Origin of the sequence: Hartmannibacter diazotrophicus (genome assembly GCF_900231165.1) — a bacterium.
Lineage (GTDB): Bacteria > Pseudomonadota > Alphaproteobacteria > Rhizobiales > Pleomorphomonadaceae > Hartmannibacter > Hartmannibacter diazotrophicus.
This window is the reverse complement of record NZ_LT960614.1, coordinates 1,264,621-1,284,115: the sequence shown is the minus strand read 5'-3', so window position 1 is coordinate 1,284,115 and position 19,495 is coordinate 1,264,621. Positions and strand designations below refer to the sequence as shown.

General features: G+C 64.3%; 19 protein-coding genes. 9 read left to right on the top strand and 10 right to left on the bottom strand.

The window, feature by feature from the left end:
- Window positions 1-85: 85 nt before the first annotated feature.
- The 3 genes from HDIA_RS25190 to HDIA_RS05940 all read left to right on the top strand — a co-directional run bounded on the left by HDIA_RS25190 (window position 86) and on the right by HDIA_RS05940 (window position 1,892).
- A complete protein-coding gene (locus tag HDIA_RS25190; protein WP_157775355.1) occupies window positions 86-457 on the top strand; it encodes a TIGR02301 family protein in 372 nt (123 codons plus the stop codon).
- Window positions 458-689: 232 nt separating this feature from the next.
- Window positions 690-959: a hypothetical protein gene (locus HDIA_RS05945; protein ID WP_157775353.1), complete on the top strand. Its 270-nt coding sequence runs from the start codon at window positions 690-692 to the stop codon at window positions 957-959.
- Window positions 960-1,181: 222 nt separating this feature from the next.
- Window positions 1,182-1,892, top strand: a complete 711-nt coding sequence (locus HDIA_RS05940) for a hypothetical protein (protein ID WP_245884182.1) — start codon at window positions 1,182-1,184, stop codon at window positions 1,890-1,892.
- Between the two features lie 79 nt (window positions 1,893-1,971).
- Here the strand turns inward: HDIA_RS05940 and HDIA_RS05935 are convergent, their stop codons facing one another.
- The 4 genes from HDIA_RS05935 to HDIA_RS05920 form a co-directional block, all read right to left on the bottom strand.
- Window positions 1,972-2,325: a DMT family protein gene (locus HDIA_RS05935; RefSeq protein ID WP_099555263.1), complete on the bottom strand. Its 354-nt coding sequence runs from the start codon at window positions 2,323-2,325 to the stop codon at window positions 1,972-1,974.
- Window positions 2,326-2,431: 106 nt separating this feature from the next.
- Complete coding sequence (locus tag HDIA_RS05930) at window positions 2,432-4,354, bottom strand: DUF2207 domain-containing protein (protein ID WP_099555260.1); 1,923 nt, start codon at window positions 4,352-4,354, stop codon at window positions 2,432-2,434.
- A 5-nt stretch (window positions 4,355-4,359) separates the two neighbouring features.
- Complete coding sequence (locus HDIA_RS05925; RefSeq protein WP_099555258.1) at window positions 4,360-4,923, bottom strand: LemA family protein; 564 nt, start codon at window positions 4,921-4,923, stop codon at window positions 4,360-4,362.
- Window positions 4,924-5,140: 217 nt separating this feature from the next.
- Window positions 5,141-6,499 carry a dihydroorotase gene (locus HDIA_RS05920; protein ID WP_157775351.1) on the bottom strand — a complete coding sequence of 453 codons (1,359 nt, stop codon included), beginning with the start codon at window positions 6,497-6,499 and terminating at the stop codon, window positions 5,141-5,143.
- Window positions 6,500-6,670: 171 nt separating this feature from the next.
- Between HDIA_RS05920 and ygfZ the strand changes: the two genes are divergently transcribed.
- The 3 genes from ygfZ to HDIA_RS05905 all read left to right on the top strand — a co-directional run bounded on the left by ygfZ (window position 6,671) and on the right by HDIA_RS05905 (window position 8,771).
- Window positions 6,671-7,534, top strand: coding sequence for a CAF17-like 4Fe-4S cluster assembly/insertion protein YgfZ (gene ygfZ, locus HDIA_RS05915; protein WP_099555253.1), 864 nt, complete (start codon window positions 6,671-6,673; stop codon window positions 7,532-7,534).
- A 101-nt stretch (window positions 7,535-7,635) separates the two neighbouring features.
- Window positions 7,636-8,262: an HD domain-containing protein gene (locus HDIA_RS05910; protein WP_099558731.1), complete on the top strand. Its 627-nt coding sequence runs from the start codon at window positions 7,636-7,638 to the stop codon at window positions 8,260-8,262.
- Window positions 8,259-8,771 (top strand): tyrosine phosphatase family protein, encoded by a 513-nt coding sequence (locus HDIA_RS05905; RefSeq protein WP_099555251.1) that lies wholly within the window; start codon window positions 8,259-8,261, stop codon window positions 8,769-8,771. The genes HDIA_RS05910 and HDIA_RS05905 overlap by 4 nt, the downstream gene beginning before the upstream one ends.
- Before the next feature lie 42 nt (window positions 8,772-8,813).
- Here the strand turns inward: HDIA_RS05905 and HDIA_RS05900 are convergent, their stop codons facing one another.
- Complete coding sequence (locus HDIA_RS05900) at window positions 8,814-9,422, bottom strand: SAM-dependent methyltransferase (protein ID WP_099555249.1); 609 nt, start codon at window positions 9,420-9,422, stop codon at window positions 8,814-8,816.
- A gap of 31 nt (window positions 9,423-9,453) precedes the next feature.
- A complete protein-coding gene (acuI, locus tag HDIA_RS05895) occupies window positions 9,454-10,443 on the bottom strand; it encodes an acrylyl-CoA reductase (NADPH) (RefSeq protein WP_099555247.1) in 990 nt (329 codons plus the stop codon).
- Between the two features lie 434 nt (window positions 10,444-10,877).
- On the opposite strand from acuI, the gene HDIA_RS05890 reads away from it, so the two are divergent.
- Window positions 10,878-12,140: a cell wall hydrolase gene (locus tag HDIA_RS05890; RefSeq protein WP_245884181.1), complete on the top strand. Its 1,263-nt coding sequence runs from the start codon at window positions 10,878-10,880 to the stop codon at window positions 12,138-12,140.
- 160 nt (window positions 12,141-12,300) lie between these two features.
- Window positions 12,301-13,539 carry an MFS transporter gene (locus HDIA_RS05885; RefSeq protein ID WP_099555245.1) on the top strand — a complete coding sequence of 413 codons (1,239 nt, stop codon included), beginning with the start codon at window positions 12,301-12,303 and terminating at the stop codon, window positions 13,537-13,539.
- A gap of 434 nt (window positions 13,540-13,973) precedes the next feature.
- On the opposite strand, the gene HDIA_RS05880 is transcribed toward HDIA_RS05885, so the two are convergent.
- Window positions 13,974-14,153, bottom strand: a complete 180-nt coding sequence (locus HDIA_RS05880) for a hypothetical protein (RefSeq protein ID WP_157775349.1) — start codon at window positions 14,151-14,153, stop codon at window positions 13,974-13,976.
- Between HDIA_RS05880 and HDIA_RS25185 the strand changes: the two genes are divergently transcribed.
- Window positions 14,134-14,385, top strand: a complete 252-nt coding sequence (locus HDIA_RS25185) for a hypothetical protein (RefSeq protein ID WP_157775347.1) — start codon at window positions 14,134-14,136, stop codon at window positions 14,383-14,385. The two genes, HDIA_RS05880 and HDIA_RS25185, sit on opposite strands and share 20 nt — an antisense overlap.
- 182 nt (window positions 14,386-14,567) lie before the next feature.
- On the opposite strand, the gene HDIA_RS05875 is transcribed toward HDIA_RS25185, so the two are convergent.
- From HDIA_RS05875 to ppdK, 3 genes are all read right to left on the bottom strand, one after another.
- The gene (locus tag HDIA_RS05875; RefSeq protein WP_157775345.1) at window positions 14,568-14,774 is read right to left on the bottom strand and encodes a hypothetical protein; all 207 of its coding nucleotides are present in this window, start codon (window positions 14,772-14,774) and stop codon (window positions 14,568-14,570) included.
- A gap of 744 nt (window positions 14,775-15,518) precedes the next feature.
- Complete coding sequence (gene meaB, locus HDIA_RS05870) at window positions 15,519-16,466, bottom strand: methylmalonyl Co-A mutase-associated GTPase MeaB (RefSeq protein WP_099555239.1); 948 nt, start codon at window positions 16,464-16,466, stop codon at window positions 15,519-15,521.
- Window positions 16,467-16,584: 118 nt separating this feature from the next.
- Window positions 16,585-19,254, bottom strand: a complete 2,670-nt coding sequence (gene ppdK / locus HDIA_RS05865; RefSeq protein WP_099555237.1) for a pyruvate, phosphate dikinase — start codon at window positions 19,252-19,254, stop codon at window positions 16,585-16,587.
- Window positions 19,255-19,495 lie beyond the last annotated feature (241 nt).

The window sequence follows — 19,495 nt, the reverse complement described above, 5'->3', positions numbered from 1 at the left end:
GAGAGGGGGTGAGGCATTGCGGCTTTTTCCGACCGCCCCGACCGCATCCCGGACTTGTCTTCCGGGACGGGCCCTTCTCGTCATTTTGCTGCTTGGAACAGCCAGCGCCGGGCCGGATGCCTTCGCCCAGGGTGCTTCCGGCGGCGAGACACTGGCGCCTTCCTCCTCCAAGGTGCAGGCTCTCACGCGCCTTTCGGCGATCCTCGGCTCGCTGTCGCATCTCGACGCCATCTGTCATGGCCGTGACGGAACGATCTGGCGCACGAAAATGACGAATCTTCTCGCCGTCGAAGCGCCGGAGGACAAGACCCGCAAGGCCTATGTCGCCGCCTACAACACGGCCAACCTGGAGGCCGCGCTGATCTTCCGTTCCTGCACGCCCAATGCCGAAGCGCTCGTCAACGACTATCTGGCGGAAGGCTCCTCGATCGCGCAAGGCCTTGGAGAAAACCACTGATCCGGGCATTTTCCGGCGGGATGACAACACATTAGTGCAAAATTCATCCTGAATCGGCATTAAGCTCCATCTGTTAACTTCGATTAATATTCCCCCTTACAACGAACCAAAGGCCTGTTAGGATCGGCTCACTCGGGGGCAAACGCCCATTGCCGCTGAAATTGCGACAAGGGCGATTTTATTTCGCCCTGTTACCGAGTTTGGATTTTTGAACTGCAGGGATGGATCGAACGTGACGTTGCCTCTGGAAGATGTTGATGCTGGCCAGGAAGCCTCCGAAGCCGACGTGATCAAGCGCCGTGCGATGCACCACATCGAACAGGCTTTCGACGAGGCCGACATGGAGGGCGTGCCGCCCGACGCGTTCGCTCATGTTGCCCTGTTCACTGCGCTGACGACGCTGGTTGACTGTTTCGGCGAGCACATTGTCGCCGCGATGATGGAAAAGATTCCCGCCAAGGTCGCCGCCGGCGACTACACGCTGGACCGGACGCTTCAGTAAGCTGGCGCCGGATTCGCGGCTGCGTTGCCTTAGGGCAACAGCGACACAAAATCGGCTTTGGGCAGACCTGCCCATCTGGTCGAAAAGCACACCGTTTTCAAACCGATACGATCGTTTTCCGGGCGTCTTGGCCGGATGACAGGTCGCGACCACTGGCCTATATGCTGGGGCAGGCGCGGTGCTTTGCGGCAACCAGCACCCGCCGTTCCGGGAGAACGGACAGTGCGGTATACGTCCCTGCTGGCAGTGCTGGCGATTTGCACCCCCCTTCATGCGCTGAGTGCCACAGAGGTGCCCACCCAACGCATCCAGGTGCCCTCCATCGACCCTTCGGCGCCGCTCAAGGAAGATGACGGCGGCGGCATCTCCGTTCCCGGCGCCGCGACGAATCCCTATGGGGCCGCGCAACCGTCGTCAACGCCAGACAACGCCGATGGCCCGCTGCCCGAAATCCACTATGGCACCAAGGATCTGCCGGCTCCCGTCGCCGCCATGCGGCAGAAGATCATCGACGCGGCCCTGACCGGGAACCCGGAGGCGCTTCGCCCGGTGATGGCGCTTTCCAAGACGCCGCCGCATCTTGCCACCCAGGAATCGGACGACAAGATCGACACCCTGAGGGCCGAATCCGGCGACGAGGACGGACTGGAGATTCTCGCCATCCTCGCCGACGTGCTCGACGCCGGCTGGGTCGTGGAAGACAAGGGGACGCCGAAGGAAACCTATGTCTGGCCGTATTTCGCCGACATTCCGCCAAGCCGGCTGACGCCGAGGCAGATGGTGGAGGTCTACCGCGTCATGACCGCGGGCGACTTCGCGGAGATCGCGGCGACGGGGAGCTATCTCTTCTACAAGGTCGAGATCGGGGCCGACGGCACCTGGAAGGATTTTTCGATGCCGGAATTGCCCGAGGATCAGCCGCTGCCGCAATGAGGCAACGAACATTCAGCCGTCACCAGAACCGGTTCCCATCCCCGTACGAGACGGGGACAGGCTTTTTCGGCTTGATGCTTCAGCCCAGAGGCGACTTGAAGACGAAGAAGGCGCCGAGGCAGATAAACGCGAAGCCGACACCATGGCTGAGCGTCAGCTTCTCGCCGAGATAGAGTGCGGAGAAGCCCGCGAAGACAGCGAGGGTGATGACCTCCTGCATGGTCTTCAGTTCGGCGGCCGAATAGACCTCATGCCCGTAGCGGTTCGCCGGAACGGCAAGGCAATATTCAAAGAACGCGATACCCCAGCTCGTCACGATGACGAGGAAGAGCGGCTTGTCGGCATATTTGAGGTGCCCATACCAGGCGAAGGTCATGAAGACGTTGGACAGGCACAGAAAGAGCACCGGGCGCGCATATTCGAAGAAGGGCATAGGGAAGAAATCCGGGAGGGACAGACGCACAAGCGATACCCAAGGAAACTCCGGGCTTCAATCGCAGTTCCGCTTCCCCCTCACCTTGGCAGGCTCGCAGCTTCCTCTACCAGCCGCCGCCTCCGCCGCCGCCTCCGCCACCGCCGGACGAGCCGCCTCCCCCCGAAAAGCCGGAACTCGAAGACTTCGGCGGCGGAACCGAAGACTGGAAGGACGAGGACATGCTGCTGCCGAGGCTGCCGAGGGACTGGGTCAATCCGCCGTGATCGAAGGAGCCGCCGTGGTACCAGCCGGGCGAATAGGCCGCCGCAGCGGCACCGGCGACAGCCGCCGTCGCGAGCCAGGCTTCCATCGCCCGTGTCCAGGGCTTTTCCTCGCCGAGGGCAATGGCATAGGGCAGCAGGGTCTCGAAATGCTGCGGCGACATCTGCGGTACGCCGGCCATGTTCATCCGCTCCGATTCCGCCTTGGAGAGATAGAGCTTCAGACCTTCGATATCGGTCATCAGCTTCTGCCCGAGAACGGTCGGCGCACGCAGCAGAATGAAGAAAAGAACGTTCAGGCCGACGATGATGCCGAGCGTGATCGGCAGGAAGGGGTTGGCGATCATCCAGTCGAACATCGCCGCCGATCCAAGGCTCGCGGCGGTCACGACGAACTGGCCGAGGAAGAACAGGATGACGATCGTGCCGATCTTACCCGCCGGGTTGCCGCGACCGAGGAGCTGGCCGACGAGCACAGCGAAGATCGCCAGGATGAAGCCGGCCGCGACGAAGGGAATGACGGCGGCCACTTCATCTGCCGACCAGTTGCCGAGCGCGAACATCGCGATGACGCCAACCACGCTGAGGGCGATGCCGAGCACGGCATAGCCGACGTTCATCGCGAAAAAGCGGCCCCGATTTTCCTTCTCGATCGTCGCGCGGAAGTTCAAGCCGATGCTGGCGACATCCGGCCCGTTGTCGCGGCTGAGGCGAAAGCGGGGATGGCCGATGACGTCGAGCTTGGTCAGGATCGCCCGTTCGCCGGGCGGCAGGTCGTTCGAAAGGGGCTTGTCGGTCCGCTCGAGGACGGGCTTGTCGCCAAGATTGTCAAGAACGAGATAGCCCTTGACCGCGAGCGAGACGACGGCCGCCGAGAGCGCCGTCCACCCGCTCCCCTTGAAGCCCATGTCGTGGATGTAGCCGGCAAGCGCGGGCGAAACACCCTCGGGCGCCCTGAAAAGAGGGATGACGACATCCTTGGGCGGATCGCGCCCGACCCGGTCCCAGATGAAGAGATAGTAGACGCCGATGACCGCAAGGACGATGGCGGCCAGAATCCGGTTGCGGTTGTCGAGCCAGAAATTGGCCGCCTCCTGGGCCGCCGTCGGCGCGGCGATCACGCCTTTCGGGATCGCGACGACGACCGAGAACCCCTCGCGCGGCGCCAGAGGCCGGGTCGTGCGGAAGCGCACGAGGCTGCCGTCGGCGCTGGCCGTGTAGTCCGAGCCGGCGTCGCCGTAATAGCCGGTGTAGGCCGTCCATTTTTCCGGGCGCGCGCCATCGGGCAACTGAATCTCGGCGCTCACCTCGTCGATCGGGAAAGCCCAGTCGTTGCCGGTGACGTTCCAGTAGACCTCGTCGTGATCGTCGAAGCGCCGGAACTGGCGGCTCGTCTCGTAGCGGATCTCGTAGGTGTAGGTTCCCGGTGAGAGAAGGACGTCCTTGTCGCCGATATAGATCCGGATGCCGTCGCTGTTCCGGTTGGTGAAATAGGGCTCGTCCCTTCCGCCCCGCTTCACCGAGAGGATGTCGAAGCCAACCTCATGCCGCTTGCCGTTCTCGTCGACGTAGATCAGCGGAAAATCGCGGTAGATGCCGCGCTTGATATTGGCGCCTTCGGCATCGACGGTGATCGTCTCGGTGACGTCGAGAAGTCCGTCGGTCCGCACATCGATGCGCGAATCGTAGGAGCGGATGCGTTCCTCGGCGAGAACGGGCGAGGCGAGCGCTAGGACGAGCGCCAGCGCGGCGAGGATGGCTTTCATCGCTTTCACCCGTTGAAGCCGACCTTCGGCACCGCGCGGTCGGCGGCATTCTCGATCTCGAAATAGTCCATCGGCGCAAAGCCGAACTGGCCGGCGACGAGATTGGAGGGGAAGGATTCCACCATCACGTTCAGCTCCCGCGCCGCGCCGTTGTAATAGCGCCGCGACATCTGGATCTCGTTTTCCAGATTGGAGAGTTCGAGCTGCAGCGTCTGGAAGTTGGTGCTGGCCTTGAGGTCGGGATAGTTCTCCGCGACCGCCAGAAGCCGGCCGAGCGCCTGCCCAAGCAGCCCCTCCGCCTTGGCACGTCCCTCCACATCGCCGGCCGGCACCGCGCCGACCTGCGCGCGCATCGTCGTCACCGCCTCCAGCGTCTCGCGCTCGTGGGACATGTAGCCCTTCACGGTGTCGACGAGATTGGGCACCAGATCGGCGCGGCGCTTCAGCTGCACGTCGATGCCCGACCAGCCTTCCTTCGCCATCTGCCGCGCCTTGACGAGGCGGTTGTAGAGGCTGACGAGATAGAGGGCGAGAAGAACGAGAACGCCGAGGACGATCCAGGTGGTCATCGCAATGAATTCCTTCAAAGACGGGTGGCCAAATATAGGCGACCTGACTTAGCAGAATTCGACCGGATTCGCTCGATTTGTTGGAAAGCGTCCTTTGCCCGGACGGCAGTCATCCTCCGCGAAGGCGGAGGATTGACGTCAGTCTCGCCAAGAAAGTCTCATGGATGGTCCGCCTGCGCAGACGATGACATCTTTGAACAGGGCGATCGGCGAGGCCTCAGCGCGGCAGCGCCTCGCCGAAGAGCACCGGCTCGCCGTTGGACGGCGTGACGAGTTCGTTCTCCCACATCACCCGCCTGCCGCGCACGATGGTGCCGACCGGCCAGCCCGTGACCGACTTGCCGTCATAGGGCGTCCAGGCACATTTGGAGGCGATCCAGCCGTCGGTAATCGTCTCGGTGCGCTTCAGGTCCACGACGGTGAAGTCGGCATCGTAACCGACCGCGATGCGGCCCTTCATTGCGATGCCGAAGAGGCGGGCCGGGCCGGCGCTGGTCATGTCGACAAAGCGGGCGAGCGTCAGGCGGCCCTTGGAAACGTGGTCGAGCATGATCGGCACCAGCGTCTGGACGCCGGTCATGCCGGAGGGGCTGGCCGGATATTCCTTGGCCTTTTCCTCCAGCGTGTGGGGCGCGTGGTCGGAGCCGAAAATGTCGGCAACGCCCTGCTGCAAGCCCTTCCAGATGCCCTCGCGATGGGCCTTCGAGCGCACCGGCGGGTTCATCTGCAGCTTGGTGCCGAGGGTCGCGTAGTCCTCGTCGGAGAGCGTCAGGTGATGCGGCGTCACCTCGCAGGAGGCAACGTCCTTGTGGTCCTTCAGGAAGTCCATCTCGTCGGCGGTGGAGATGTGGAGGACGTGGATGCGCGCGCCGGTCTCATGGGCGATACGGACGAGCCGCTTCGTGCACATCAGCGCTGCTTCTGCGTCGCGCCAGACCGGATGCGAGGCGGCATCGCCGGGAATGCGCTCGCCCTGCCGGTCGCGCAGGCGGAACTCGTCCTCGGAATGGAAGGCGGCGCGGCGGCGCGTCTTCGACAGGATCGCGGCGACGCCCGCGTCATCCTCGACCAGCAGATCGCCGGTGGAAGAGCCCATGAAGACCTTGATGCCGGCAGCCCCCGGCAGACGCTCCAACTCGGGGATGTCGTCGACGTTGGCGCGCGTGCCGCCGACCCAGAAGGCGAAATCGCAGTGCATGCGGTGCCGGCCGAGGGCGACCTTTTCGGCCAGACGCTCGGCGGAGGTGGTCAGCGGGTTGGTGTTCGGCATTTCGAAGACCGCCGTCACACCGCCCATCACCGCCGCGCGCGAGCCGGATTCCAGGTCTTCCTTGTGGGTCGCGCCGGGCTCGCGGAAATGAACCTGCGTGTCGATCACGCCGGGCAACACATGCAGCCCCCTGGCGTCGATCACCTCGCCGGCCAGCGAGGCATCGATGGACCCGCCGAGCGCCGCGATCCTGCCGTCCTTCACCGCGATGTCGCGCTCGCCCTCCCCATCCTGATTGACGACGACGGCATTCTTGATGAGGAGGTCAAAGGTCTCGGCCATGGTATGAAGGTCCCGCGTTCGCATTCGTCCCCTGCCTATACGACGATGACGGGACGAGGGAAACCGGCAAAGCTCGGCCCTTGTGAGGGGCGGGTCCGACGGCTACCTATCGAAGACGAATGAAACTCGCTGCCTGCGATGGACTTGGCCCAACCGGGCCGACGCGCGCAACGAGGCGGATCGGAGTTGGAGCCCATGACGCAAGCCCAGGTCGCCGAACTCGAAGGCCGCGATCTCCTGATGGTCAGCGGCCCGGATGCGCATACGCTCCTCGACCGGCTGATTACCTGCGATATCGACGACGTGCTGAAGGACGGGTCCGGCTTCGGCGCGCTCCTCAGCCCGCAGGGAAAAATCCTCGTCGATTTTCTCGTCGCGCCGATCGAGGGAGGGTTCCTGCTCGACCTGCCGGCGCCGCTGCTGGCCGATCTGACGAAGCGCCTGATGCTCTATCGTCTCAGGGCCAAGGCGGAGATCAAGGACGTCAGCGGCGACTATGCCGTCTTCGTCGTCTTTGGCGAGGGCGACGGGCCGGGACCGGAGGGCCTGGCCATCGCCGATCCACGCCATGCGGGTCTCGGCAGGCGGGTCTATGTGCCGCGTGACAAGGCGGCGGGGCTTACCAGCACCGAAGCCGCCGCATGGCAGGCGCTGCGCATCCGGCTCGGCATCCCGGAAGGCGGCACCGATTTTACCTATGGCGACGCCTTTCCGCACGAGACGGCCATGGACCAGATCACCGGCGTCGACTTCCAGAAGGGCTGCTATGTCGGCCAGGAGGTCGTGAGCCGGATGCAGCATCGCGGCACCGCACGGCGCCGGCCGGTGCTCGTCTCTTCTGAAAGCGACCTGCCGGCGACCGGCACCGCGATCACCGCCGACGGCAAGCCGGCCGGCACACTGGGTTCGGTCGACGGACGCCATGGGCTCGCGATCCTGCGGCTGGACCGGGCCGCCGGCGCAACCGACATTCGTGCCGGCGATGTTCCCGTCAGCCTCGCCCTTCCTGACTGGGCGCGATACGTCTGGCCGGAGACGACCGCCGCCGCCGAGGATTGATCGCCCGGACGCTATGGCTATGCTGCCACCTTCGCAGCATTCGATTCCATGAGCCCCGCTTGGCCGACCGTATCCAGACCCCGCCGCGCGCCTGGCAGCGCATGCTTTCCGGCCGCCGGCTCGACCTCATCGATCCCTCACCGCTCGACGTCGAGATCGAGGATATCGCGCACGGCCTCGCGCGCGTTGCCCGCTGGAACGGCCAGACGCTCGGCGATCACGCCTTCTCCGTTGCCGAGCACAGCCTGCTGGTGGAAGACATCGCCCGTAAGCTGGAGCCGGGGCTCAGCCCCGACGACTGCCTGATCGTGCTGCTGCATGACGGGCCGGAATATGTGATCGGCGACATGATCTCCCCCTTCAAGGCGGTGATCGGCGGCAACTACAAGGCCGTCGAAGCCCGGCTTACGGCCGCGATCCACCTCCGCTTCGGCCTGCCGGCGGTCACCTCCGCCGCGCTGAAGCGCCTCACCAAGAAGGCCGACGGCATCGCCGCCTACTTCGAGGCGGTGGAACTGGCCGGCTTCATGCGGGACGAGGCAAAGAAGATCTTCGGCGAGCCGCGGGAGTTCGGAACCGATCGCGGCGACGGACCGCGCCTTGGCCTCGATCCCGTCCCGGTGCGGGCCGCGGAAGCGGCCTTCCTCGCCCGCTTCCACGCTATCGAAGACCTTCGGCAGGCGGCCAAGGCGTCGCACACAAAAACAGAAAAACGGAAATCGCCATGATCCACGTCTGCTCCCTCGCCCGGCTCGATGAAACGGTGGAGCGCACGGGCGCCCGGCACATCGTCTCGCTGCTCAACGCGGGGACGCCGATGCGCCTGCCGGCCGGCTTCGATTCTGCCGGTCATCTCTTCCTGGCGATGAACGACATCATCGCGCCGACGCCGGGCATGACGCCGCCGGGCGTCCACCACGTCGAGACCTATCTGGAATACATCGCCGACTGGAACCGGACCGGTCCGCTGGTGGTGCACTGCTTTGCCGGCATCAGCCGCTCGACGGCCGCCGCCTATATCGCCGCCGCCACGCTGGAGCCCAATCGCGACGAGGAAGAACTGGCGCAGACGCTGCGCAAGCTTGCGCCGTCGGCAACTCCCAATCTCAGGCTCGTGACGATCGCCGATGACATCCTCGGGCGAGGTGGACGCATGGTGCGCGCCATCGAGGCGATCGGACGCGGCGAGGATGCCTTCGAGGGCACGCCCTTCGAACTGGTGCTGAAGGCTGGCTGAATTCCCGGCGGAAGGATCAGTTGTCCTCGCTGGCGCCTGCCATCACGCCGGCTTGCGGGCGACGAGGTCGATAAGCGCCGACATGCCGTCATGGCCGCTGCCCTCGTGCAGTTCCATGTCGTGGCTGTCGAGTTGCAGGATCGCGAAGTCGCCGAAGACCTTGCGCAGGAACTCTTCCGTATAGAGATGCCCGACGTCGCGCGGTCCGCCGGTGCCGTAGTCGATCTGTTCGGGCCGGTAGCCTGTCAGGAGCAGGACGCCGCCGGGCTTCAGCGACCGCTTCATGTTGGCGAACAGCTGTTCCCGCCAATCGGGGCCGGCGAACTGGATGAAGATGCCGACAACCGCGTCGAAGGCATTCTCCGGAAAGGGCCAGGCCTGAAGATCGGCGAGTTCGAAGCGCAGAGAGAAATTACGTCGGGCTGCAAAGGCCCTCGCCTTTTCCTGCGCGACGCTGGAGCTGTCGGCCGACAGGACATCGAAGCCCTGTTCGGCCAGCCAGACGCCGTTGCGCCCGTCGCCATCGGCCACGGCGAGCACCTGCCCGCCGGGTTTCAGGTGATGGACGCTGGCGGCGAGAAAGACGTTTGGCTTTTCGCCGAAAAGAAAATCGGCCCCGGCATAACGCTCGTTCCAGTTCGGACCCGCCATCCTCGTGTCTCCCCTGCCGCCGGATGATGCCTCAGCCGATCTTGGCGACCACCCGGCCGCGGACCTTGCCCTCGGTGATGGCCTTTGCGGTCTCGATCAGGTCGTCGAAGCCGATCTCGGTGGTCAGCGCCTTCAGCTTGTCCTTGTCGAGGTCCGTCGCAAGACGCTCCCAGGCCTGAATACGCTTTTCGCGCGGCACCGTGACGGAGTTGACGCCGAGCAGCGAGACGCCGCGCAGGATGAAGGGCGCGACGCTCGTCGGCAGGTCCATGCCCTGCGCGTTGCCGCACGCGGCGACGGCGCCCTCGCCCGTCGTCATCGACAGGATGTTGGCAAGGATCGTCGAGCCGACCGTGTCGACGCCGGCAATCCAGCGCTCCTTGGCGAGCAGCTTCGGCGTCTCGGAGAGTTCCGCCCGGTCGATGATCTCGGCCGCGCCGAGGGATTTCAGGAAATCGGCTTCGCTGGTACGCCCGGTCACCGCGATCACATGCCAGCCAAGCTTGGCGAGCAGCGAAATCGCCACCGTGCCGACGCCGCCGCTGGCGCCCGAGACGACGACCGGCCCCATGCGCGGATCGAGACCGTGCTTTTCCAGCGCCAGCACGCAGAGCATCGCCGTATAGCCGGCCGTGCCGATCATCATGCATTCCGCCGGTGAAAGACCCTCGGGCTTGTGGATCAGCCAGTCGCCGTTGACACGGGCATATTGCGCATAGGCGCCAAGGTGCGCCTCGCCGACGCCCCAGCCATTCAGCACCACCTCGTCACCGGGCTTGAAGACAGGATCGTCGGAGGAGACCACCCGGCCGGCAAAGTCGATGCCGGGGATCATCGGCCAGCGGCGCACGACCGGAAGCTTGCCGGTGATCGCGAGCCCGTCCTTGTAGTTGACCGTCGAATAGTCGACGTGGACGGTCACGTTGCCGTCCATCAGGTCCTCGGGGCCGATCTCTGCGACCCGCACGGACTGTTTCTTGGCCTCGTCGCGTTCGACGAGAATGGCTTTGAAGCGATCCATGGGGAAACTCCTTCGTTCTGGCGATCTGTGGCAGGTGCGCCTTTTCCCCGCATGTAGCACGGCGGACGGGGGAGCGGCCAATGGCCATTTGGCTAGAGCAAAATGCATCCAGGCGAAAGCGCATGAACGAGACCGTTCTCTCCCAGATTCAAGGATGTAGCGCGGCGCGAAAGGCGTTCCTGTGAAACCATATGACTTCACGCCCCTCCAGATGCACCTCGATTCCTCGTGATTAACGCCTTCTCAAGGTTAATCGGTCCATAGTTTTCGCGAGACGGAGATGGGTCGCCGGACATTTTCCCGGGCATACGGACATCCCAAAAATTTCAACGAGTTCAACCTTCCGCAGCCGGTGGGCTCACCGGTTCGGAATGAGGACGGCGTCGCGTTTCGTTTCAGGCGCTTTCAGGTTCAAGTGGAGTTGAAAGTTGGTCATGCGTCAGACAGCCCTCTTCCATCGCGGACGGCCCGGCAAATCGGGCGCGATGTCCGGACGCGCCCTCCTGATCGGCGGCGCGACACTCGCCATCGCTGCACTGACGCCCACCACCGTGGCGCTGCAGGATGTCGCCAGCATGCTGACCCGCGACATGGACCCGACCGCGCGTTGGACCATGTCGATCGACGCGACGGCCGGCAGCTCGATCCACGTTGCCTCCGGACAGCTCGACGAGGCGAAGGGCAGCGTTGCCATCGTGACGCGGGGCGTCAACGGCGCGGACATCATCATCGGCGACGTCGACCCGATCATCACCGGCTCGATCTCGAAGGCGGCGGAAATCCCGGACGAGGACCGCATCGACCGCACCCTCAAGGGCGACCTGCCGATGAGCATCACGACGCCGGCGGCGCCGAAGGGCTTTTCCGCCGGATCGCTGTTCGAGGAGCACAGCCGGCTCGCGCTGCCGACCCATCCCGATTCCCTGCAGGTCGCTTTCGCCGACACGCCAATGCCGCTCTCGGCCATCGCGGTCGCCCGCTTCATCAGCCCGAAGCTCGCGCTGACGAATGTCGCCAAGCTCGATCCGCTGCCCCTGCCGCAGCACCGGCCGGACGCCACCCAGCTCATCGCCGCCAATTATCCGAGCCAGAAGGTCAGCCCGTGGGGCGCCGGCAGTGCCGCTCAGGCCATCGCGACGGCCTATGCGCCGGACAGTTCGGTCGTGGCGCAGGATGCCTTCGCCGCGCTCTTTTCCACGCCGAAGGAAAAGCCGGATGTTCCCGAGCTGGCGGTTCTGCCCGGCGAGCACTGGTGGGCAAAGACACCCCTGCCTTCCTCGATCTTCCAGGCCTCGGAGCAGAAATGTCTCGCCGAGGCCATTTATTTTGAAGCCCGCAGCGAGCCGACGCGCGGCCAGGAGGCCGTCGCCCAGGTCGTGCTCAATCGCCTGAAGAACCCGGCCTATCCGGCAACGATCTGCGGCGTCGTCTACCAAAACCGCAATCTCTACAACCGCTGCCAGTTTTCGTTCGCCTGCGACCGGATCAAGGATGTGATCTATAGCCGCCACGCCTGGCGCAAGGCCCAGGCCATCGCGGAGAACATCTCGCTCGGCCGGGTCTGGCTCGACGATGTCGGCACCGCCACCCACTATCACGCGACCTATGTCCGCCCCAACTGGGCCGGCGTCTTCCATCGCCAGGCGAAGATCGGCAAGCATATCTTCTATCAGACGATCAACGGTGGCTGGAGCTGACGCACTACGCTGAACGGGCCGGCTTTCCGGTCGCTTGCACCCCAATAATGCGGTCGCATGCATTCGTTTCGGCGATGAATGAGATGCCGAAGTTTCATTTCTGAAAGCGTCATTTTCAAAATATGCTCGCCGCTCCACTTTTGACGCGCGAGTTCCTTCGATGTCTGCCAGCACCGAGCCATCCGCAGCCAGAGCGGCGGCCAACGTTCCCCTCATCCTGATCTGCGGCTGTCTGATTGCTGTCCTGACCTTCGGCCCGCGCGCGACGATGGGCTTCTTCCTGACGCCCATGACAACGGCAAACGGCTGGAGCCGCGAGGTCTTCGCGCTCGCCATCGCAATCCAGAATCTTGCCTGGGGCATCGGCCAACCGTTCGTCGGCATGATCGCCGACCGCTATGGCACGTGGCGGGTGCTGACCGTCGGCACCGCCCTTTACGGCCTCGGCCTCGTTCTGATGGCGCAGACGACCGATCCCGTCGCCCTGCAGCTGACCGCCGGTGTCCTGATCGGCCTCGGCATTGCCGGATCGGCCTTTTTCCTCGTGCTCGCCGCCTTCGCGCGCCTCCTGCCGGAGCGGATGCGCACAATGAGCTTCGGTCTCGGCACCGCCGCCGGTTCGCTCGGCCAGCTTCTTTTCGCCCCGATCGGAATCTCGCTGCTCGATGGCTATGGCTACCAGACCGCGCTGATGCTGATCGGCATCGGCATGTTCGCCGTCCCGCTGCTCGCGATCCCGCTGAAGGGCAAGCCCTTGGCCCATCATCCGGCGATGACGGCCACGCGCGAGCAGACCATCGCCGAGGCGCTGCGCGAGGCCTTCCGCCATCGCAGCTATCTCTATCTGACGGCGGGCTTCTTCGTTTGCGGCTTCCATGTCGCCTTCGTCACCACCCACTTGCCGCCTTTTATCGTCGATCAGGGGCTGGACCCGATCTGGGGGGCGCTCGCGATCGGACTCATCGGTGCCTTCAACATCGTCGGCGCCCTGGGGGCGGGATATGCCTCGGGCCGCTATCCGAAGCGCTGGGTGCTCTCGACGATCTATTTCGGACGCGCCATCGCCTATGGCCTCTTCGCCATCGCGCCGACAACGCCCGTGACCGTCACGCTGTTCGCGGCCGCGGCCGGCCTGTTGTGGCTTTCGACGGTTCCGCCGACGCAGGCGCTCGTGGGGCTGATGTTCGGTACCCGCTACATGGCGACACTCTTCGGCTTCGTTTTCCTGTCGCACCAGATCGGGGCCTTCCTCGGCGTCTGGCTAGGCGGCGTCGTCTATGACCAGACGGGAAGTTATGACCTCGTCTGGGCGCTCGGAGTCGTGCTGGCTCTGGCAGCGGGCATCGTCCACCTGCCGATCAGCGAAGAAGCCGTGCCGCGCCCCTATGTGCGGGCCTGACGGATCGGGGCAAGGCGCCGCACCCGGCGTTGCGCCGGCCGGCCGCAAGGCGATCCCACGCGCCGCATTTTTCGCCATCCGCCCGCGGCCGTGCGGCCCGGCGAATGGAGACGGCTTCCCTCCCTGACGCACCGCGACTTGCTGCGGATCGCGGTGCCCTTCGGGTTGCCTGCGGTTCGTGGGTGCGGACGCAATATGTCCGCCTGGCGGTCTCCGCCAATCACCCCGCAGTTCCGGCCAGTCCCGCCACTTTAGGAAATTGCGACGGGTTGCGGTCTGGCCGGACATGCCTGTCGACCGGAAAAGGAATTTTTCGAAAGACCACCCGCCCGCCCCGAGATGGCGCATGGCGAACGGCCCGAACCTAGGAATTTTTCGGCAATCGGAAGTGCCGCAGATGTCCGCCGATCAGGGCGCTGAGGTGCGCCGGCGGATTACTTGAGGGCGAGGATGACCCGGATCCCGGCTTCGTCCGCGCCCGGCACCGGCCGCGCCATGCTTGCGGACAGATCGGTCTTCCCGGCCGTTTCCTGCGCGGTGGCAAGTTTCAGCGCGTCAGCCCGATGACCGAGGCCGCTCCAGGCGATGGCAGCGATGATGACGGCGGTGATCAAGGTTCCGGTCGCGACGATCCGCAACCCGTTGCTCAAGCACGACGCACCCATTGTGGAAGTCCCCCGTTGTCGTTTCGACCACGGCATGGACGGGGCTGCCGGGAATTCGTCATCCTTGCCAGGACATTATCGAAACTTTTTTCTGGGGACAGACGCGTATCGACCGGCGAGCGGCGGTTTCGTCAATGTGCTGCGCTGCAATGAAAAAGGGGCTCCAGCGCAAAAACACTGAAGCCCCCGGGTCGCTGAAAATGCCAAAAAACAAGTACCAAACTACTGTTTCGTAATACTATTTATTGTGCCCTCAACCCCTATGTTCCGCATATCGCAGTCGCGATATGAAAGCACCCTGGCCGAGAATCACATGAACGCATCGATTCTATCCCGACCATGGTTAACAGCTCAATAACGAACTCACTTCAGAGCCAGGATGACCCTGACCTGAGCGTCCGCAGGCACCGGAAGTCGCGACGTTTCCATCGCCTCTGCCGGCTGCGCCGCCGCCGAAACGGCCTGCGCCTTTGTTGCGGCCTTCGTGATCGGAGAATTACCGAAGGCCATCTGCGATGCGCCTTCCGTCATTTCGATCCTCGAAAGCCCGAAAACGATCAAGGCAGTCATTGCGATGCCCATCGCAATGATCCTGACGCTTCCCGTCAAGCAAGAACTACTCATCTCTAATCCCCCAAGTCCAAAAATTTATCATATTCTTAACTTGCACATCGCGGCAAAACCCAAGTCTGCCGCTCGTTTGTATTCACAATGTTTCTTGCCAATGCTGCGAGAATGCTAGCACTCAACTCTTGAAACTCGGTGAACACATAAGGCTAACGAGCCGGAAACGGCCAATACGCCTTGGTACGGTGGACTAACGCAGAAAAAGGCCCCGCTGTTCCACCGCCTGTGCCAAATTTGATTGTAAAACGCCCACTGAGAAGCAGCTTCTCAATACTCGTTCATTTGTCCGTGACCCGATGGCGGCCCAGCGCCACCTCCGCGTCGTCGATCAAACACAAGCTGCTTACCCCTACCAACGTCAGCCAAACGTCAGTTGCCATTTTTCAATACCACAAAAACTCATAAGCCGACATAGGATTCCCACAAAAAACCGCAAGCGAGCGAATACCGAGCGCAATGAGCCACTCTCCAGCACCAGGACAGTCGCATCATACCGACTTTCCTGAAGCGCTGGCTGCCAATACGCTTAAACAGTTCGTCTCTCGTGATCCATCCGACAGGGCGCAGGATCCGGATGCCCGGCGGATCGCTCCCCTTCCTGTCGCCTTTGCCCCTCGCGCATGACTCTCTTCTTTAGTTATTCGTTTAGTTTGTTTAAATCGTTCTAGTCGACGAGGAACACAGGGCTCAAGAGAGGGTTCCCACGTAAGCAGTAAGCCGGGTTTCAAGCTCCCGGATCGCCTGGAAGGGACCGCCCGACGCGGCCAGCGCCGCCTCGATATCGACGCGGGCGAGGCCCTGCCGGCCGAAGTTTGTCCGGATCGTATCCTCGATCCAGTGTCGCTGCCGTGTGTGCTTCAAGTCCGCGCCGGCGCCCGTGCGCGCCAGATACTCCCGGTGCTCGCGAACTGCCCGCTCCAGATCGTCGAGCCCGCTGCGGCTCGTCGAGGAGACGAGGATCACCGGCGGTGTCCACGATGCTGTCCGGCGCTCGCCGAGGGTCAGAGCGCCCGCGACGTCGGCGGCGGCGCGTCTTGCCGCTGCACCGAGGTCTGCCTTGGTCACGACGACGATATCCGGCAGCTCCATCACGCCGGCCTTCATGAACTGGAGGCTATCGCCGGACCCAGGCTGGATGCACAGAACCACCGTGTCGGCGACATGGGCGACGTCGGCTTCCGACTGCCCGATGCCGACCGATTCGACGATGACCCGGTCGTAGATCGCGGCGAAGAGAACCGTTACCGCCACGGCGTGGTCGGAGAGGCCGCCGAGCCGGTCGCGGGCGGCCATGGAGCGGACGAAGAGGTCCTTGTCCGCCGGGTCGGTCTTGAAGCGCGTCCGATCGCCGAGAAGCGCCCCGCCAGTTCGCTGCGACGACGGATCGACCGCGATGATGCCGAGGCTCTCGCCGCGACCGCGCGCGCTCTGCGCCAGAAGGTTGGTGAGGGTCGACTTGCCGACGCCCGGCGGGCCCGTCAGTCCGAGCACGTGGCCGTGCGCGGCGTCCACCGCCTGATCGAGCAATTCGGCATGGCGGTGCAAGCCGCCCTTGGCCTCGATCGCTGCCAGCGCCCGCGCGACACCGGGCTTTCCGGCGGCGCGGATACGGTCGAGATCAAGGGGAAAAGCCATGCCTGACATTCTTTGATGGCCGATCATCCAGCAACGCGGGACACGAAAGCGAAACAGGCTTCACTAAACGCCGCATCGCGAATGCGTCACCCCAGCGATTTGACGCAGCCCGCTCCGTTTAGGACCCGCGCTCGGCAAGCGTTGCCTGCGCGGCGGCGAGCCGAGCGATGGGCACACGGAATGGCGAGCAGGAGACATAGTCGAGCTTCAGCTGCTCGCAGAATGCAATCGAGCCGGGGTTGCCGCCCTGCTCGCCGCAGATGCCGAGCTTGATGTCCGGACGCGAGCGCCGGCCGCGCAGGACGCCGATCTCCATCAATTCGCCGACGCCGCGCCGGTCGATCGTCTGGAAGGGGTCGATCGGCAGGATGCCCTTCGCCTCGTAGCCCGGCAGGAAGCTTGCCGCATCGTCGCGGCTGATGCCGAACGTGGTCTGGGTCAGGTCGTTGGTGCCGAAGGAGAAGAACTCCGCGACCTCGGCGATCTCCTGCGCCGCAAGGCAGGCCCGGGGCAGCTCGATCATGGTGCCGACCTGATAGGAGAGCCGCTTGCCGATCTCCGCCATGACCGCCTCGGCGGTCTCCTCGATCCGGGCCTTGAGATACTCCAGTTCGCCCTTCGTCACGATCAGCGGAATCATGATCTCGGGGTTGACCGGGGCTCCCGTGGAACGAGCGGCGATGAAGGCGGCCTCGAAGATCGCGCGGATCTGCATTTCCACGATCTCCGGATGGGAAATCAGCAGGCGGCAGCCGCGATGACCGAGCATCGGGTTGTATTCCCGTAGCGCCCGCAGCCGGTCGGCAAAGCGCTCCGGTTCGATGTCGAGCGCCTTCGCCACCGCGTCGGCCTCTTCCGGGTTCTTCGGCAGGAACTCGTGGAAGGGCGGGTCAAGGAGACGAATCGTGACCGGCTGGCCGCTCATGATCTCGAAAATCTCGGTGAAATCCTTGCGCTGCATGGGCAGCAGCTTGGCCAGCGCGGCGCGGCGTCCATCCTCGTTGTCGGCGAGAATCATCTCGCGCATCGCCAGCACGCGGCCTTCGTCGAAGAACATGTGCTCGGTGCGGCAAAGGCCGATGCCCTCGGCGCCGAAGGCGCGGGCGACGCGCACCTCCGCCGGGGTTTCCGCATTGGCACGCACCTTCATCCGGCGCACCTCGTCGGCCCAGGCCATCAGCCGGACGAAGGCATCCGACATCTCAGGCTCGCGCATCGGCACGACGCCGACCATGATCTGGCCGCTGGTGCCGTCGATGGTGATGAAGTCGCCGGCCTTGAGAACGTGGCCCCGACAGGTCAGCGTGCCGGCCTTCGGGTCGGCCTTGAGCTGGGCGGCGCCCGAGACGCAGGGCTTGCCCATGCCGCGGGCAACGACCGCCGCGTGGCTGGTCATACCGCCGCGCGTCGTCAGAACGCCCTTGGCCGCGTGCATGCCGTGGATATCCTCCGGGCTCGTCTCCGTGCGCACAAGGATCACGGGATGGCCCTCGTGGGCCACCGCCTCGGCTTCCTCGGCGGAAAAGACGATGCGACCGGACGCGCCCCCCGGCGAGGCCGGCAGACCGACAGCGATCACTTCGCGCGGCGCATTCTCGTCGAGGGTCGGGTGCAGAAGCTGCTCCAGCGAGCCCGGATCGATCCGCTGGATGGCCATATCGGTGGAGATCAAGCCTTCCTCGGCCATGTCGACCGCGATGCGCATCGCGGCTTCCGCGCTGCGCTTGCCCGTCCGCGTCTGGAGCATCCACAGCTTGCCGCGCTCGATGGTGAACTCCACATCCTGCATATCCTGGAAATGGCGCTCCAGGCGTGCGCAGATCATCTGGAATTCGGCAAAGGCCTCCGGCATGAGTTCCTCAAGGGAGGGCAACTCGGAGCCGGCGGACCGCCGGGCGGCTTCGGTCAGATATTGCGGAGTCCTGAGACCGGAGACGACGTCTTCCCCCTGCGCCTTCAGCAGGAACTCGCCGAAGAGGCGGTTCTCGCCCGTCGAGGGGTCGCGCGTGAAGGCAACGCCCGTCGCCGACTCTCCGCCCATGTTGCCGAAGACCATGGCCTGCACGTTGACAGCCGTGCCCCAGTCCTCGGGGATTTGATGCAGCTTGCGATAGACGATCGCCCGCGCGTTCATCCACGAATTCAGCACGGCGCTGATCGCGCCCCACAGCTGGAGCTGCGGGTCCTGGGGGAATTCGCTGTCGGTCTCCTCCCGCACGGTCCGCTTGAAGGTATCGACGATCGACCGAAGATCCTCCCCGGAGAGATCCGTGTCGTACATCAGGCCCGCATTGTCCTTGTAGTCGTCGAGGATTTCCTCGAAGACCGCATGGTCGACGCCAAGCACGACATCGGCGTACATCTGGATGAAGCGGCGGTAGCTGTCGAGCGCGAAGACCTCGTCGCCATGCTCGCGCGCCAGGGCCTCCACCGACTCGTCGTTGAGGCCAAGGTCGAGAACCGTGTCCAGCATGCCGGGCATCGACGCGCGCGAGCCAGAGCGCACGGAGACGAGCAACGGCCGTTCGGCGCCGCCGAAAACACGGCCGGTGGCCGCCTCGATGCCGGCAATCCCGCTGCGAACCTCGCCAATCAGACCGTTCGGGTAGGAACTGCCGTTGGCATAGAACCAGGTGCAGACGGCCGTCGTGATGGTGAAGCCCGGCGGCACGGGAAGACCGAGACGCGCCATCTCGGCGAGGTTGGCGCCCTTGCCTCCAAGCAAATCGCTCATCGAGGCCGCGCCGTCGGCACGCCCGCGCTCAAACCCGTAAACCCAACTCGCCATTCGTCCCTCCAGAACAGGCGATGGACGCGGATCTCACCTGTCCGGTTCGCGTTCCCGGCCCTGGAATTCCGTTCCCCGTCCCGGCATTCCGCTCCCAGGCAGGTTGTATCCTGCCGTCATTGAGAGATCCGAGCGCCCCTTATTCCGTCCCGCGACGCCGCCTTCTGCCGCAATTTACGGCATTCGGCAAAGCGATGCGCCCCCTCCCGAAACCGCGGGAGCCTAACGTATCTTTTTCCGC

Bases quoted from the DNA above. Each gene is read 5' to 3' on its own strand.
- HDIA_RS05875 (WP_157775345.1), bottom strand. From the start codon at position 14,774: ATGACTGCCTTGATCGTTTTCGGGCTTTCGAGGATCGAAATGACGGAA.
- HDIA_RS05900 (WP_099555249.1), bottom strand. From the start codon at position 9,422: ATGGCGGGTCCGAACTGGAACGAGCGTTATGCCGGGGCCGATTTTCTT.
- HDIA_RS05905 (WP_099555251.1), top strand. From the start codon at position 8,259: ATGATCCACGTCTGCTCCCTCGCCCGGCTCGATGAAACGGTGGAGCGC.
- ygfZ (WP_099555253.1), top strand. From the start codon at position 6,671: ATGACGCAAGCCCAGGTCGCCGAACTCGAAGGCCGCGATCTCCTGATG.
- HDIA_RS05910 (WP_099558731.1), top strand. From the start codon at position 7,636: ATGCTTTCCGGCCGCCGGCTCGACCTCATCGATCCCTCACCGCTCGAC.
- ppdK (WP_099555237.1), bottom strand. From the start codon at position 19,254: ATGGCGAGTTGGGTTTACGGGTTTGAGCGCGGGCGTGCCGACGGCGCG.
- HDIA_RS05925 (WP_099555258.1), bottom strand. From the start codon at position 4,923: ATGACCACCTGGATCGTCCTCGGCGTTCTCGTTCTTCTCGCCCTCTAT.
- HDIA_RS05920 (WP_157775351.1), bottom strand. From the start codon at position 6,499: ATGCGAACGCGGGACCTTCATACCATGGCCGAGACCTTTGACCTCCTC.
- HDIA_RS25185 (WP_157775347.1), top strand. From the start codon at position 14,134: ATGATGACGGCGGTGATCAAGGTTCCGGTCGCGACGATCCGCAACCCG.
- HDIA_RS05885 (WP_099555245.1), top strand. From the start codon at position 12,301: ATGTCTGCCAGCACCGAGCCATCCGCAGCCAGAGCGGCGGCCAACGTT.
- HDIA_RS05890 (WP_245884181.1), top strand. From the start codon at position 10,878: ATGCGTCAGACAGCCCTCTTCCATCGCGGACGGCCCGGCAAATCGGGC.
- HDIA_RS05930 (WP_099555260.1), bottom strand. From the start codon at position 4,354: ATGAAAGCCATCCTCGCCGCGCTGGCGCTCGTCCTAGCGCTCGCCTCG.
- meaB (WP_099555239.1), bottom strand. From the start codon at position 16,466: ATGGCTTTTCCCCTTGATCTCGACCGTATCCGCGCCGCCGGAAAGCCC.
- acuI (WP_099555247.1), bottom strand. From the start codon at position 10,443: ATGGATCGCTTCAAAGCCATTCTCGTCGAACGCGACGAGGCCAAGAAA.
- HDIA_RS05935 (WP_099555263.1), bottom strand. From the start codon at position 2,325: ATGCCCTTCTTCGAATATGCGCGCCCGGTGCTCTTTCTGTGCCTGTCC.